General features: G+C 67.6%; 13 protein-coding genes. 11 read left to right on the forward strand and 2 right to left on the reverse strand.

What is annotated here, in order from left to right; translation table 11 throughout:
• Positions 1-52 precede the first annotated feature (52 nt).
• Positions 53-505, forward strand: coding sequence for a DUF4442 domain-containing protein (locus AC5P8C_RS04745; protein WP_019662120.1), 453 nt, complete (start codon positions 53-55; stop codon positions 503-505).
• A 7-nt stretch (positions 506-512) separates the two neighbouring features.
• Here the strand turns inward: AC5P8C_RS04745 and AC5P8C_RS04750 are convergent, their stop codons facing one another.
• Positions 513-1,829 (reverse strand): hypothetical protein, encoded by a 1,317-nt coding sequence (locus AC5P8C_RS04750; RefSeq protein WP_233653883.1) that lies wholly within the window; start codon positions 1,827-1,829, stop codon positions 513-515.
• Positions 1,830-1,905: 76 nt separating this feature from the next.
• Between AC5P8C_RS04750 and AC5P8C_RS04755 the strand changes: the two genes are divergently transcribed.
• The 9 genes from AC5P8C_RS04755 (at position 1,906) to rnfB (ending at position 11,007) form a co-directional block, all read left to right on the forward strand.
• Entirely contained in the window at positions 1,906-2,601 is a 696-nt protein-coding gene (locus AC5P8C_RS04755) for a DUF502 domain-containing protein (protein WP_005414135.1), read from the forward strand.
• Positions 2,598-3,383: a queuosine precursor transporter gene (locus AC5P8C_RS04760; protein WP_010482923.1), complete on the forward strand. Its 786-nt coding sequence runs from the start codon at positions 2,598-2,600 to the stop codon at positions 3,381-3,383. Before AC5P8C_RS04755 ends, AC5P8C_RS04760 begins: the two co-directional genes overlap by 4 nt.
• Before the next feature lie 95 nt (positions 3,384-3,478).
• Positions 3,479-5,419, forward strand: a complete 1,941-nt coding sequence (locus AC5P8C_RS04765; protein ID WP_495218375.1) for a DUF885 domain-containing protein — start codon at positions 3,479-3,481, stop codon at positions 5,417-5,419.
• A 16-nt stretch (positions 5,420-5,435) separates the two neighbouring features.
• Complete coding sequence (locus tag AC5P8C_RS04770; protein ID WP_019662123.1) at positions 5,436-6,506, forward strand: serine hydrolase domain-containing protein; 1,071 nt, start codon at positions 5,436-5,438, stop codon at positions 6,504-6,506.
• The gene (gene gloA2, locus AC5P8C_RS04775; protein ID WP_019662124.1) at positions 6,503-6,907 is read left to right on the forward strand and encodes an SMU1112c/YaeR family gloxylase I-like metalloprotein; all 405 of its coding nucleotides are present in this window, start codon (positions 6,503-6,505) and stop codon (positions 6,905-6,907) included. Before AC5P8C_RS04770 ends, gloA2 begins: the two co-directional genes overlap by 4 nt.
• A 367-nt stretch (positions 6,908-7,274) precedes the next feature.
• The gene (locus AC5P8C_RS04780) at positions 7,275-7,718 is read left to right on the forward strand and encodes a DUF2147 domain-containing protein (protein WP_012480941.1); all 444 of its coding nucleotides are present in this window, start codon (positions 7,275-7,277) and stop codon (positions 7,716-7,718) included.
• Positions 7,719-7,817: 99 nt separating this feature from the next.
• Positions 7,818-9,899, forward strand: a complete 2,082-nt coding sequence (gene metG / locus AC5P8C_RS04785; RefSeq protein ID WP_019662125.1) for a methionine--tRNA ligase — start codon at positions 7,818-7,820, stop codon at positions 9,897-9,899.
• Between the two features lie 78 nt (positions 9,900-9,977).
• Positions 9,978-10,568: an HAD family hydrolase gene (locus tag AC5P8C_RS04790; protein WP_495218394.1), complete on the forward strand. Its 591-nt coding sequence runs from the start codon at positions 9,978-9,980 to the stop codon at positions 10,566-10,568.
• A gap of 25 nt (positions 10,569-10,593) precedes the next feature.
• Positions 10,594-11,007: an Rnf electron transport complex subunit RnfB gene (gene rnfB / locus AC5P8C_RS04795; RefSeq protein WP_019662127.1), complete on the forward strand. Its 414-nt coding sequence runs from the start codon at positions 10,594-10,596 to the stop codon at positions 11,005-11,007.
• 152 nt (positions 11,008-11,159) lie between these two features.
• Here rnfB and AC5P8C_RS04800 read toward each other — a convergent pair whose 3' ends face one another.
• Complete coding sequence (locus tag AC5P8C_RS04800) at positions 11,160-11,507, reverse strand: RidA family protein (protein WP_005410556.1); 348 nt, start codon at positions 11,505-11,507, stop codon at positions 11,160-11,162.
• 192 nt (positions 11,508-11,699) lie between these two features.
• Between AC5P8C_RS04800 and mprF the strand changes: the two genes are divergently transcribed.
• A complete protein-coding gene (gene mprF, locus AC5P8C_RS04805) occupies positions 11,700-14,264 on the forward strand; it encodes a bifunctional lysylphosphatidylglycerol flippase/synthetase MprF (RefSeq protein WP_233653880.1) in 2,565 nt (854 codons plus the stop codon).
• Positions 14,265-14,283: the final 19 nt, after the last annotated feature.

Below are 14,283 nucleotides of genomic sequence, written 5' to 3' on the forward strand. Positions count from 1 at the left end.
TACGCATGCGAATGGCTAGACTGGGCGCCTCGCCCTGCGTCCCCGCACCCGCATGAATGCCCACCTGTTCCGCTTCGGTATCAATCTCTGGCCACCGTTCCTGTTCACCGGCATCCATGTCACCCGCATCACGCCGGACTACCGGCAGATAGATGTCGAGCTGCGCCTGCGGCCATGGAACCGCAACTACGTCGGCACGCACTTTGGCGGCAGCCTGTTCGCGATGACCGATCCATTCTGGATGCTGGGCCTGCTGCACATCCTCGGGCGCGACTACTACGTGTGGGACCGAGCAGGCGCCATCGACTTCCTCAAGCCCGGCCGCGGCACCGTACGCACGTCATTCCGCATCGACGACGCGCTGCTGGATGAACTGCGCACGGAAGCAGCCAGTGGTGAGAAGGTGCTGCGCTGGTTCAGCAACGACGTGGTCGATGAGAGCGGCGAAGTGGTCGCCCAAGTGCGCAAGCAGGTCTACCTGCGGTTGAAGCCACACGCACGCTGAGCGCGCCTCAGTCGCGCGCCAACGCAGCCGAAGCTGGCTCCGCCTGCAGCGGTACCGTCAGCCACGGGTTCTCATCAGCGCTGCGCGCTGGAGAACGACGCGGCACCAGCAGATGGCGGCCATCGACGGACAGCCGCGGCGACCGCACCGGCGACCGGAACTCCGCAGGCAACCGCTGCAGCGCCTCAGCCGGGTCTTGCGCCTGCTGCCGCAACCAGCGCTGGGCGCCAAGCAGGCGCAGCATCGCCGCCGCGTCCTGGGACCGTGACGAATACGCAGGATAGACGGGCGCGGCAATCTCGGTCAGCACGCACCCCATCACATTGGACAGGCAACCGAAATCCCGCTGCGGCGGCGCTTGTAACGGCAGCGGCCGATCGGCCTCCAGCGCGGCCGTGGCGGCTGCGCCACAGGCCCAGCCAAGATTGCCGGCCACGCGCGCCAACGTGCTGCGCCGGTCAAGCACCAGGACGCCACCAAATTCCCGGGCCGAGGACTCGATCGCCGCCCGGCTCATCGCGTACTCGCCCTGCATAGCACGGCACAGGCTCTGTTCCTCGGCCCGCAACGGCTGCATGGCCTGTTCGCACTCGGCCGGCAGGGGGTGGTCGGCAGGCAGTTCAACCAGCATGTCGGCCAGCAGCTGGGCATTGGCCTGCACCAGGCTGGCACCGATGATGCTCTCGACCAGATAACTGCTGCCGGGCACCAGCCGCCGGCCCAGCTGCAGGCCACGGCAGGCACCACGCAGGGCACCGTCAATGTCACCCTGCACATAGGCCAGCGCGCGTGCACTGGTGGCGTCCATCACTACGCCATAGGCCGGCAACGGGACCAGAATGCCCTCGCCCTTCGGTGGGAACGGCGACGCGAAGTAGTCGGCGTCGGCCAGCTGATCCAGCCGCGCATGCAACTGCTGGTGCCCGGCGTGGGCCTCCACGAAGCGTTGCGGGTCCGCGCGGACCTGGGCGAGACAGCCGCTGGCGGCCGGCCCGCAACTGGCCCCGGGCCGCGAGTGCAGCTCGGCATGGTTGGCTACCAGGTGTGTCCGGCCGCTGCTTCCGCCATGTGCATCGGCTTCCCAGCGCCGTACATCCTCGGCCAGCGCCTGCTCGCGCTGCTGGGCATCCAGATCGTCGAACGGCAGCGTCCACAACAGTGCATATCCATTGCGGCCGCTCACCGGCAGGCGTGCTTCCAGTCGCTGCTGCGCCTGCAGGCGCGATTCGGGCACCGGCCACATGCGCGAGGCGCACCACACCACGATGGCCAGCACCAGCAGGCCTGCCAGGGTCCAGCCCAGTCCGCGCAGAATCTTCAACACAGCTTCCCTTCCATGTGCCGTTGCCGCAGTCGATTCCCCAGCGTAATCGACCGGCCGTGACCGCTACAATGCGCGCATGTCGCTCGAAGCCCCCGCCCTGGTCCCCCGCCCCTCCCTGCAGCGCCTGTTCCTGACCGGCCTGCTGACCCTGCTGCCGATCTGGCTGACCTGGGTCGTGGTCAAGTTCGTGTTCGTGCTGCTGTCGGGTATTTCCAGCCCGCTGGTGGTGCCGCTGTCCGAACAGATCGCAACCAGCTTCCCGCACTATCTGGGCTGGGTCCGCGCCGAGTGGATCCAGGACACCATCGCCCTGCTGGCCACCCTGCTGGTGATCCTGGCGGTGGGCGTGGCCAGCCGCCGCGTGCTCGGCCAGCGCCTGCTGCGCTGGGTCGGCGCGGTCATCAAGCGTATTCCGTTGGCCAGCATCATCTACGACAGCGCCAAGAAGCTGCTGGACATGCTGCAGACCGAACCGGGCAGTACCCAGCGCGTGGTGCTGATCGACTTCCCGCATCGCGACATGAAATCGGTCGGCCTGGTAACCCGCGTGATCAAGGAACACGGCACCGACCGTGAGCTGGCCGCGGTGTATGTACCGACCACGCCGAACCCGACCTCGGGCTATCTGGAAATCGTGCCGGTGGAACTGCTGACCCCGACCGACTGGACCGTCGATCAGGCAATGAGCTTCATCATCTCCGGCGGTGCCGTGGCACCGTCCAGCGTGCCGTTCACCCGCGCCGGCGAACGCACCGGCGAACGCACCGAATGACCCCGGCGCCGATCGAGCGCCCGCTGCAGGACCGCGCGGTCCTGTTGTTCATCGTGCTGGCCGCGTTCTTCTGCGGCAATGCGGTGCTGGCCGAGCTGATCGGGGTGAAGATCTTCGCACTGGAAGACACCCTCGGCATCGCTCCGCTGAACTGGAACCTGTTCGGCCAGACCGGCTCGCTCAGCTTCACCGCCGGCACCCTGCTTTGGCCGGTGGTGTTCATCATGACCGACACCATCAACGAGTTTTTCGGCAAGCGCGGCGTGCGCTTCATCTCGTGGCTGGCGGTGGTGCTGATCGGCTACGGCTTCCTGTTCGCCTTCGCCGCCATTTCACTGGCGCCGGCCAGCTGGTGGGTCACGTCGATGGATGGCCACGGCGTGCCCGATTACCAGGCCGCGTTCGCAGCCGTGTTCGGCCAGGGCATGTGGACCATCGCCGGTTCGCTGGTGGCCTTCCTGCTCGGCCAGCTGATCGACGTGGCAGTGTTCCACCGCATCCGCCAGGCCACCGGCGAGCGCCACGTGTGGCTGCGTGCGACCGGATCCACCGCGATCTCGCAGGTGGTGGACAGCTTCGTGGTGATCTGGATCGCCTTCGTGCTCGGCCCGCAGCACTGGCCGACCTCGCTGTTCCTGGCCGTCAGCAGCGTCAACTACATCTACAAGATGGGTTTTGCGATTGCCTTGATTCCGCTGCTGTACCTGATGCGGCGTGCGATCACCCGCTATCTGGGCGCAGACAGGGCGGCCGCGCTGCGGGCCGCCGCCGCGGCTGACTGAAGCCCCAGCAGCGGAAAGCTGACTGCGCCTTCACGCTGGCCGTACGCGGCCGGATCGTGCAAGCTCCACGGTCTGTGTTCCACGGAAGCTTCTTGATGCCGTATTCCCCCCGCGTACTGGCCGCCGCCATTGCCGCGTTGTTCCTGTTCAGCGCCGTACCGTCGGCCGAAGCAGCGAAAAAGAAGGCCAGCCGCCCTGCCGCCGCGCAGACCCGCCAGGCCGCCAAGCCCAAGGCCCGGCCCGCCCGCGCCACCGCGCCGGCCCGTGGCAGTTCGGCGCGCCGCGCCGCGCCGCGTCCGGCCGCAGCGGCCCGGGCCGTGCCCAAGCAGGTGCAGCTGGAGCGCCTGTACGACGAATACTGGGATGCCTCGATGCGGTTGAATCCGCTGCAGGCAACCTTCCAGGGCGAGGCCCGCTACAACGACCAGCTGCCCAACATCCTGTCCGCCGCGTGGCGCCAGCAATCGCACGACTTCACCACCGAGTGGCTGGGCAAGGTCGAGAAACTCGGCAGCGACGGCCTGCAGGGCCAGGACCTGCTCAGCTACGAGATCTTCGTGCGCGATGCGCGCGCCTCGCTGGCCGCCGAACGCTATCCGAGCTGGATGATGCCGATCAGCCAGTACTACAACGTCGGCAGCATCATGGCGATCCTCGGCGCGGGCGCCGGCGCACAGCCGTTCAACACCGTGCAGGACTACGACACCTGGTCGCGTCGCTCGCTGGGCATTCCCGAGCTGTTCGACCAGGCCATCGACAACATGCGCCAGGGCATGAAGGCCGGCGTGGTGCAGCCGCGCGACCTGATGGAGAAGGTGCTGCCGCAGCTGGATGCGGTCATCAAGCCGACTGCTGAAGAGAGCATCTTCTGGTCGCCGATCCGCACCATGCCCAACACCATCGCGGCAGAGGACAAGGCGCGCATCAGCGCCGAGTACAAGCGCATGATCGAGCTGCGCATCATGCCAGCCTATCGCGCCCTGCGCGGTTTCATCGCCACCGAATACCTGCCGGCCACGCGCACCAGCAGCGGCCTGGGCGCACTGCCCGATGGCCAGGCCTGGTACGCCAACCTGATCGTGCAGACCACTGCCAGCGACCAGACCGCCGCGCAGCTGCACGCACTGGGCGAACAGCGCGTGCAGGAGCTGCAGGCGCAGATCGCCACCGTGATGAAGGATGCCAAGCTGCGTGGCACGCCGTCCAAGCTGTTGCGCAGCATGCGCAACGATCGCCAGTTCCAGTACGGTGACGCCAACGCATTGCTCAACCGCTACCGCCAGGTGCAGCAGCAGGTCAACGCACGCCTGCCGCAGGTGCTCGATACCCTGCCCAAGTCCACGCTGGACGTGCGCGCAGTGGAACCGGAGCGTGCGCTGACCGCTGCAGCAGCGGCCTACCAGCCGTCTGCGGCCGGGCAACCGGGCGTGCTGTACGTAAACACCCGCGACCTGCCCAGCCGCAAGCGCTGGAACGTGCCGGTGCAGTACCTGCATGAAGCAATCCCCGGCCACCATGTGCAGCTGGGCCTGCAGCAGGAGCTGGCCAAGCTGCCGCACTTCCGCCGCCTCGGTGGCGACCTCGCCTTCGTCGAAGGCTGGGGGCTGTATGCCGAAACGCTGGGTGAGAACCTCGGCATCTACACCGATCCCTACGACCGCATCGGCTACCTGTATTCGCGCCTGCTGCGCGCTGCCCGCGTGGTGGCCGACACCGGCGTGAACGCCCAGGGCTGGAGCAAGCAGCAGGCCGTGGCCTACCTGCAGAAGACCGTGGACATGAGCAATGACGACGCCAACGCCGAAGTCGAGCGGATCATGGCCCAGCCCGGCCAGGCGCTGTCCAACGTGGCCGGCCTGACCACCATTGTCGCCCTGCGCGACAAGGCCAAGGCACGCCAGGGCGCCGCCTTCGACCTGCGCCGCTTCCACGCCGAACTGCTGAAGGACGGATCGATGCCGCTGGACGTGCTGGACCGCAAGATGGAACGCTGGATGGCGCAGCCCGCCAGCGCCACACCAGCCCCTTCACCCTGACCCCTCCGGAGCTGCCATGCGCCCTGCCGTCGCCCTGTTCGCCGTCGTGCTGGGCCTGCTGCCAGTGGCGGGCTCCGCCGCGCCGGTGCTGACCCCACCGGATGCGGGCATCGACGGCCTGATGCAGGCCTACGATGGCCGGGTGCCCGGCGCCGCCGTGCTGGTGCTGCATGACGGGCAGCCGGTGTTCCGCCGTGGCTACGGCCTGGCAGTGGTGGAGGACGGTACTGCGGTCACTGCCGCCAGCAACTTCCGGCTGGCCTCGGTCAGCAAGCAGTTCACCGCTGCGGCGGTGCTGCTGCTGGTGGAGGATGGACGGCTGGGGTTGAATCAGCCTGCACGACAGTGGCTGCCCGAACTGCCGCCGGCTGCAGCGGCCATCACGATCCGCCAACTGCTCTCGCACACCAGCGGCCTGCTCGATTACGAAGACCTGATGGACCCGGCTGACACGCGGCAGGTGCATGACGCCGACGTGCTGACCCTGCTGTCGCGCGAGGACCGCCTGAATTTCGCACCCGGCACGCAGTACCGCTACAGCAACAGCGGCTACGCGCTGTTGGCACTGATCGTCGGCCGCGCGTCCGGGAAAGATTACGCGACCTTCCTGCAGGAGCGCATCTTCCGCCCGCTGGGCATGGCGCATACCGTGGCCCACCAGGACGGCGTGGACACGGTCGCCGCACGCGCCTATGGCTACAGCCGGATCGACGGCCGCTGGCAGCGCACCGACCAGAGCACCACCAGCGCCGTACTGGGAGACGGCGGGATCTATTCCTCGCTGGACGACCTCGCCCGCTGGGATGCGTCGCTGTACGACGACCGCCTGCTGTCGAAGGCCTCGCGCCAGGCGATGTTCAGCCCGGCCACATCGACGCCCGAAGCCGACGTGCCGCACTACGGCTTCGGTTGGCGCTTGAATGGCCCGGTGCAATGGCACAGCGGCGAGAGCATCGGCTTCCGCAACGTGATCGTGCGCCACCCGGAAAAGCACCTGACCGTGATCGTGTTGACCAACCGCAACGATCCCGAACCCTATCCGCTGGCGCAGAAGATCGCCCAGCGCTGGCTGGACACCCTGCAATGACCCCCGGTTCCGACGCCCTGCTGGGCATCCACCACGCTGCGCTGATCTGCAGCGACTACGCACGCTCGAAGGACTTCTACGTGCGCATCCTCGGCCTGCGCGTGCTGGCCGAGAACCATCGCGCCGCGCGCGACTCCTGGAAGCTGGACCTGGCCCTGCCCGACGGCGGCCAGCTGGAGCTGTTCTCCTTCCCCTCACCACCACCGCGCCCCAGCCGCCCCGAAGCCCAGGGCCTGCGCCACCTCGCGTTCCGGGTGGCTGCACTGGAACCCTTCATCCAGCGCCTGGCCGCGCATGGCGTCGCCTGCGAACCGATCCGCGTGGACGAATACACCGGCCGCCGCTTCACCTTCTTCGCCGATCCGGATGGCCTGCCGCTGGAGCTGTACGAAGCCGGTTGAGCGTTTTTCAATCGTGATTCATCCATGCATGGCATGGATCTACGTGTCGACCAAGGTCGACACCCACCAAGAGCAGGCCGTTCCATTCCGGCAGATCGCAGGACTCTGTCGAAGGCGGGGTGGGTCCGGTTGCGGGGCGTGAGCCGCATGGATGCGGCGACCGAGCTTACAGGGACGTACTTGCAGCGCCCCCCGCAACCGGACCCACCCCGCCATCCACGGAATGGCCGCTTTTGCCGTTGCCGTTGCTGTTGCCTCTGCGGGTGCAGGGCGCAGCCCTGCAAAGCCCCCTTCCCCATACCCCGCCGAATGGGTATACAGTCGACCCATGCCGGCACCGTGCCGGAATGAACCCTGGGAGGGGACCATGCGCAACACCTTCAAGACCCTGCTGCTGGCACTGCCGCTGTGCCTGGCCGCGCTCTCGGCGCAGGCCGCCGATGGCGCCGCCGGCCGCTGGAAGACCATCGACGACAAGACCGGCAAGGTGAAGTCGATCGTCGAGATCACCCAGGCCGCCAACGGCACCCTGACCGGCAAGGTGGTCGACATCCTGCACTCGGACAAGGGCCCGAACCCGGTCTGTGACGGCTGTGAAGGCGCCAACAGGAACAAGCCGGTGAAGGGCATGACCATCCTCTGGAACCTGAAGGCCGACGGCGCCAACAAGTGGTCCGGCGGCACCATCCTCGATCCGGCCAATGGCAAGACCTACAAGTCGAAGATGGAACTGCAGCCCGGCGGAACCAGGCTTGACGTGTCCGGCTGCATCGCCTTCATCTGCCGCGCGCAGACCTGGCAGCGCGAATAAGCGCCCCCCCTGCTTCACCCCCGTGACCCGGCCCCGGCCGGGTCACCTCGTTGCGGGCATGCGATACTCTGCGGTTCCCCTCGGCTTCACCCCGCGACCATGACCCGTACCGCGCTCGTCACCACCGCCCTGCCCTACGCCAACGGCCCGCTGCACCTGGGCCACCTGGTCGGCTACATCCAGGCCGACATCTGGGTGCGTGCGCGGCGAATGAGCGGCGGCAAGGCCTGGTTCGTCTGCGCCGACGACACCCACGGCACGCCGATCATGCTGGCCGCGGAAAAGGCCGGGGTCACCCCGGAAACTTTCATCGCCAACATCCAGGCCAGCCACGAACGTGACTTCGCCGCCTTCGGCGTGGCCTTCGACCACTACGACTCGACCAATTCGGCGGCCAACAAGGCGCTGACCGAGCAGTTCTACCTGAAGCTGGAAGCGGCCGGTCACATCAGCCGCCGTTCGGTGGCGCAGTTCTACGACCCGGCCAAGGGCATGTTCCTGCCCGACCGCTACGTCAAGGGCATCTGCCCGAACTGCGGCAGCCCCGACCAGTACGGCGACAACTGCGAAGTCTGTGGCGCGACCTATGCGCCGACCGACCTGAAGGAACCGCGTTCGGTGATCTCCGGTGCCACGCCGGAAATGCGCGATTCGGAGCACTTCTTCTTCGAGGTGGGCCACTTCGACGCGTTCCTGCGCGAATGGTTGGCCGGCGACGTCGCCCTGCCGGGCGTGAAGGCCAAGCTCGGTGAGTGGCTCAATGCCGAAGGTGGCCTGCGCGCGTGGGACATCTCGCGCGATGCACCGTACTTCGGTTTCCAGATTCCCGGCCAGCCGGGCAAGTACTTCTACGTCTGGTTGGACGCGCCGATCGGCTACCTGTCCAGCTTCCAGACTCTGTGCGGCAGGATCGGCGAGGACTTCGACGCGCACCTGCGCGCCGGCACCGCCACCGAGCTGCACCATTTCATCGGTAAGGACATCGTCAATTTCCACGGCCTGTTCTGGCCGGCCGTGCTGCATGGCACCGGCCATCGTGCGCCGACGCGCCTGCACGTGAACGGCTACCTGACCGTGGACGGCGCCAAGATGAGCAAGTCGCGCGGCACCTTCGTGATGGCCCGTACCTTCCTCGACGCGGGCCTGGAACCGGAGGCACTGCGCTACTACTACGCCGCCAAGTCCAGCGGTGGCGTCGACGATCTCGACCTGAACCTGGGTGACTTCATCGCCCGCGTCAACGCCGACCTGGTGGGCAAGTTCGTCAACCTGGCCAGCCGCTGCGCCGGCTTCATCAGCAAGCGCTTCGAAGGCCAGCTGGCCGCGCAGCTGCCTGATGCCGCGCAGTACCAGCGCTTCGTCGACGGCCTGGCACCGATCCGTGAAGCCTACGAGCGCAACGACCCGGCTGCGGCGATCCGCCTGACCATGGCCCTGGCCGACGAAGCCAACCGCTACATCGACGACGTCAAGCCGTGGGTCATCGCCAAGCAGGAAGGCGCCGACGCGCAGCTGCAGGCCGTGTGCAGCCAGGGCCTGAACCTGTTCCGCGTGCTGGTCACCGCATTGAAGCCGGTGCTGCCGGCCACCGCCGCGCAGGCCGAGGCCTTCCTGGCCGCGCCGGTCAACGACTGGACCGAACTGGCGCAACCGCTGCTGGGCCACCGCATCACCGACTACACCCCGCTGTTCACCCGTATCGACCCGAAGAAGATTGACGCCATGATCGACGCCTCCAAGGACACCCTGCAGCCGGCCGCTGCTGCCGCCCCCGCCGCCAAGACCGAAGCGGTCAAGCCGGCCGCCTCGGCCCCGGCCAAGGACGACGCAAAGAGCGCCGACGCCCCGGCCTACATCGGCATCGACGATTTCGCCAAGCTCGACCTGCGCATCGGCAAGGTGCTGGTCTGCGAGTTCGTGGAAGGCTCGGACAAGCTGCTGCGCTTCGAACTGGACGCAGGTGAACTGGGCAAGCGCCAGATCTTCTCCGGCATTCGTGGCAGCTACGGCGAGCCGGAGCAGCTGGTGGGCCGCAACGTGGTGTTCATCGCCAACCTGGCCCCGCGCAAGATGCGCTTCGGCCTGAGCGAAGGCATGATCCTGTCGGCCGGTTTCGACGGTGGCGCGCTGGCGCTGCTGGACGCCGACAGCGGCGCGCAGCCGGGCATGCCGGTGCGCTGATGCCTGCAGCGGGCGCGGCCACCGCCGCGCCCGCCGGCAGCACCGGCCACCGGAGGCAACGCGATGGGAGGCAACGGAATGGAACTGGCGCTGTTCGACTTCGACCACACCGTGACCACCTGCGATACCTACGGCCGTTTCCTGCGCCGCGTGGCCACCGCCGAACAGCTGGCACAGGCGTGGTGGAAGGTCGGCCCGTGGCTGGCCGCGTACAGGCTGAAACTGATCTCGGCCGAACGCATCCGCGCACGCGTCACCCGTTTGACCTTCAGTGACCGCCACAGCGATGACATCGCCATGCTGGCGGCCGGCTTCTCGCGTGAGTTCCTGCCCGACGTGGTACGCCCGGAAATGCTGGAGCAGATCCGCTGGCACAAGGAACAGCAGCACACCGTGGTGATCGTGTCCGGTTCGCTGGACCTGTACCTGCGGCCATGGTGCGAGCAGCTGGGCCTGCGGCTGATCTGCAACCGGTTGGAGAGCCGGGACGGACGCCTGACCGGACGTTACGTCGGCGGCGACTGCGGCCCGCGCAAGGCCGAGCACATTCGACGCCGGTTCGATCTGTCGCGCTACGTGCGCATCCATGCCTACGGTGACAGTGCCGAAGACAGGCCGATGCTGGCGCTGGCCCACGAGCGCTGGTTCCGTGGGAAACCCTTGAAGTGAACTTGACGCGCAGCCTTCGCCACGCATGAGCCTGATTCCGCCCCTGACCGAACGCCTCGACCGCCTGCTGCCGCAGACCCAATGCGGGCAATGCGGCTACGACGGCTGCCGCCCGTATGCTCAGGCCATGGCGCGCGGCGACGCGGGCGTGGACCGCTGCCCGCCGGGCGGAGATGCCGGTGCGCGTGCGCTGGCGCAGGTGCTGGGCGTACCGGCGATTCCGTTCGATCGTTCGCGCGGCCAGCACAAGGCACCGCAGGTGGCAGTGATCGTGGAAGCCGACTGCATCGGCTGTACCAAATGCATCCAGGCCTGCCCGGTGGATGCCATCGTCGGTGGCGCCAAGTACATGCACACGGTCATCGCCGACCTGTGCACCGGCTGCGAGCTGTGCATCCCGCCATGCCCGGTGGACTGCATCGAGCTGGTGCCAGCGTAGCCACCGGACCAACCGGCAGTGGAGCGGCGGGGTAGAGTCGACTGTTAGTCGACTGCTCTTCGTTCCGGCGGCGCAAAACCGCGCGCTGCGCGCGATAGTCGGCCAACAGTCGACTCTACCCCCTCCCTGGTGGGAGGTGACCTTGCCTGCCGTTACGGTACTGCCGCCGTCACCACGATCTCGACCTTCCAGTCAGCGTGGGCCAGCTTGGCCTCGACCGTGGCACGTGCCGGGGTCGCGCCTTCAACCACCCACTCGTCCCACGCCTTGTTCATGCCGTCGAAGTCGGCCATGTCGGCCAGGAACACTTCGGCGCGCAGCACGTGCTGGCGGTCACTGGCGACCAGCGCCAGCAGCTTGTCGATCTCCGCCAGCACCTGCCGGGTCTGGCCGGTGATGTCCTGGCTGGTGTCTTCCGGAATCTGGCCGGAGAGGTAGGCGACCTTGTTGTATACGGTCATTTCGGACATGCGCGGTCCGACGTCGTAACGCTCCATCATGGGCGTGGCTCCTGCGGTTGATCAGGCCTGCATTGTCCTCCAAACCGGTCGCCGGTGGGTGCACGGGTACCCTCCGCGACACGTCACTACCGGGCTCCGACGGTCCCACTGGTCAAATGACGATGACAGGCGCACGATGCGCCACGCCCGCGTTGACACCGCCCTCGCCCCTCCTGCCGCACCCTTGCGCCGATGACCGCCCCCGTCGATTCCACCACTGCCCCTTCCACGCCAACCTGGAAGCGGGTTGCCACCATCGTCATCCCGCTGCTGATCCTCGCCCTGGCCCTGCACGGCCTGGCCAATGAGTTCGACGAGCACGGCTATCGTGCGATCCGCCAGGCGTTCCGGCAGCTCAGCGGCACGCAGATCGCACTCACCGTGGTACTCGGCCTGGCCAGTTACGCCTGCCTGATCGGCTTCGATGCCATCGGCCTGCGTCGCAGCGGCATCCGCGTGCACCCCGCGCGCGTCGGCATCACCGCGTTCCTTGCGCACACGCTGGGCCAGACCGTGGGCTTTGCCGCGTTGACCGGTGGCGCGGTGCGCCTGCGCGGCTACCGCAGCGCCGGCCTGGACCTGGCGCAGATTGGCCAGGTGGTGCTGATGAGCACGCTCGGTTTCGTATTCGGTGCATGGCTGTTGATCAGCGTGGCCCTGTGCATGGAACCGGCGGCGGCAGCGTTGGCATTGCCATTGAATCCCGATGCCGTGCGCATCGTCGGCATCGTCGCCCTGCTCGCCTATCTCGGCACCGTGCTGCTGGTCGGCCGCGATGGACGGCAGTTCAGCGTGTTCGGCCATGCCTTGTGGCTGCCCGACCGCCGCACCATGATCGGTGTCACCGTACTCAGCGTCATCGAGCTGGTGCTGGCCAGTGCCGCGTTCTACGTGCTGCTGCCGGACTCCACGCCGACCGGCCTGCCAGGCTTCGTCGGCCTCTACCTGGTGGCAGTACTGGCCGGTCTGGTCTCCACCGTGCCCGCAGGCCTGGGTGTGTTCGAGTGGAGCCTGCTGAAGCTGTTGCCGCAGGTGCCACCGGCAGCGGTGCTGGCGGCAGCGCTGATCTACCGCGTCACCTACTACGTGCTGCCGCTGGTGCTGGCCACCCTGCTCGCCCTTGCGCCGGCCCTGCGTCAGCCGCTGCAGGCCAGCGCCGGAGCAACCCGTGCCGGCTGGAACGCGCTGCGCCCGTGGCTGCCGCAGATCATCGCACTGGCGGTGTTCAGCATCGGCGCCGCGCTGGTCATCGACGGCACGCTGCCGACGCCACGCCGTCACCTGGTGAACGCGTCGCTGCCGATCCTGGAAACCTCGCACCTGATCGGCAGCCTCAGCGGCGTCGCCCTGCTGCTGATCGGCCAGGGCCTGGCCCGGCGCAGCCACGCCGCGTGGGTGCTGGCAATGGCGGTGTGCGTGATCACCCCGTTGCCGCTGTGGCTGCGGGGTGGCCAACTGTTGATCGCTGTCTCGGCAGTGCTGGTGGCGATGGCGCTGTGGGCCGCACGTCGCGAGTTCTACCGCCAGGGTGCGCTGCTGGACGAAGCCTGGTCGTGGCCGTGGTTGCGCAATCTCGGCCTGGTGCTGGTCGCGGTCACCTGGCTGCTGTTCTTCACCTACAGCCATGTCGAGTACCAGAACGAGCTGTGGTGGCAGTTCGCGTTGTCCGGCAACGCACCGCGCGCGCTGCGTGCGTTGCTGGTGGTGGCGATCGCGCTGGTGATGTTCGGCCTGGCCCGCCTGCTGCACAGTACGCGCAGCCCGCTGCCGGCCGCTGACGAGGCCACGTTGCAGTCGCTGGCACCGGTGCTGGCCGGGGCCACCGATACCCAGGCCTGCCTGGTACTGACCGCCGACAAGGCGGTGCTGCGCGATGATGCGAAACAGGGCTTCGTGATGATGCAGCGCTATGGCGGTTCGCTGATCGCGATGGGTGATCCGGTCGGCCCGCCGGACGTGGCCCGTGCACTCATCTGGCGCTTCCGCGAAGAAGCCGACCGGCTCGGCCTGCGCCCGGTGTTCTACCAGGTGGGCGAGACCTACTGGCAGACCTATCTCGACCTCGGCCTGGGCCTGGTCAAGTTGGGCGAGGAAGCGATCGTGCCGCTGCACGATTTCGGGCTGGAAGGCCGCGAACGCGCCGATCTGCGCCAGGCCTGGAACCGCGGCAGGCGCGGCGGCCTGTCGTTCCGCGTGGCACCGGAGGAGGAGGTTCCCGGCCTGCTGCCACGTCTGCATGCGATCTCCAACGCATGGCTGGAGGACAAGGCCGGCGATGAGAAGGGCTTTTCGCTGGGCAGCTACGACCCGGATTACCTAATGCGCTTCCCGGTGGCACTGGTCGAAGCCGAGGGCCAGATCGTGGCATTCGCCAACCTGTGGCAGGCACCGGCCGGTGCCGAGCTGTCGGTGGACCTGATGCGCCACGTCAACGAAGCGCCGAAGGGGACGATGGACTTTCTCTTCATCGAATTGTTCCTGTGGGGCCGCGCGCAGGGCTATGCGCGGTTCTCGCTGGGCATGGCGCCGTTGTCCGGGCTGGCCCAGCATCGGCTGGCCGGTCGCTGGAACCGCCTGGCCGGCCTGCTGGCGCGGCATGGCGAACGCTTCTATGGCTTCAGTGGCCTGCGCCGCTTCAAGTCGAAGTTCGATCCGCAGTGGCGGCCACGCTATCTCGCGGCGCCCGGCGGCATGCATCTGCCGGCCGCGCTGCTGGATGCCACGCGCCTGATCTCGCTGGATCCGCGGCGGAACTGAAGCCGCGATGCGTCGGGCA

The organism is Stenotrophomonas sp. YJH_SMC_46 (genome assembly GCF_059370315.1).

What these genes read in the sequence shown, in the direction of transcription:
- AC5P8C_RS04745 (WP_019662120.1), top strand. Translation starts at nt 53, where the DNA reads ATGAATGCCCACCTGTTCCGCTTCGGTATCAATCTCTGGCCACCGTTC.
- AC5P8C_RS04755 (WP_005414135.1), top strand. Translation starts at nt 1,906, where the DNA reads ATGTCGCTCGAAGCCCCCGCCCTGGTCCCCCGCCCCTCCCTGCAGCGC.
- AC5P8C_RS04760 (WP_010482923.1), top strand. Translation starts at nt 2,598, where the DNA reads ATGACCCCGGCGCCGATCGAGCGCCCGCTGCAGGACCGCGCGGTCCTG.
- AC5P8C_RS04765 (WP_495218375.1), top strand. Translation starts at nt 3,479, where the DNA reads ATGCCGTATTCCCCCCGCGTACTGGCCGCCGCCATTGCCGCGTTGTTC.
- AC5P8C_RS04770 (WP_019662123.1), top strand. Translation starts at nt 5,436, where the DNA reads ATGCGCCCTGCCGTCGCCCTGTTCGCCGTCGTGCTGGGCCTGCTGCCA.
- gloA2 (WP_019662124.1), top strand. Translation starts at nt 6,503, where the DNA reads ATGACCCCCGGTTCCGACGCCCTGCTGGGCATCCACCACGCTGCGCTG.
- AC5P8C_RS04780 (WP_012480941.1), top strand. Translation starts at nt 7,275, where the DNA reads ATGCGCAACACCTTCAAGACCCTGCTGCTGGCACTGCCGCTGTGCCTG.
- metG (WP_019662125.1), top strand. Translation starts at nt 7,818, where the DNA reads ATGACCCGTACCGCGCTCGTCACCACCGCCCTGCCCTACGCCAACGGC.
- AC5P8C_RS04790 (WP_495218394.1), top strand. Translation starts at nt 9,978, where the DNA reads ATGGAACTGGCGCTGTTCGACTTCGACCACACCGTGACCACCTGCGAT.
- rnfB (WP_019662127.1), top strand. Translation starts at nt 10,594, where the DNA reads ATGAGCCTGATTCCGCCCCTGACCGAACGCCTCGACCGCCTGCTGCCG.
- AC5P8C_RS04800 (WP_005410556.1), bottom strand. Translation starts at nt 11,507, where the DNA reads ATGATGGAGCGTTACGACGTCGGACCGCGCATGTCCGAAATGACCGTA.
- mprF (WP_233653880.1), top strand. Translation starts at nt 11,700, where the DNA reads ATGACCGCCCCCGTCGATTCCACCACTGCCCCTTCCACGCCAACCTGG.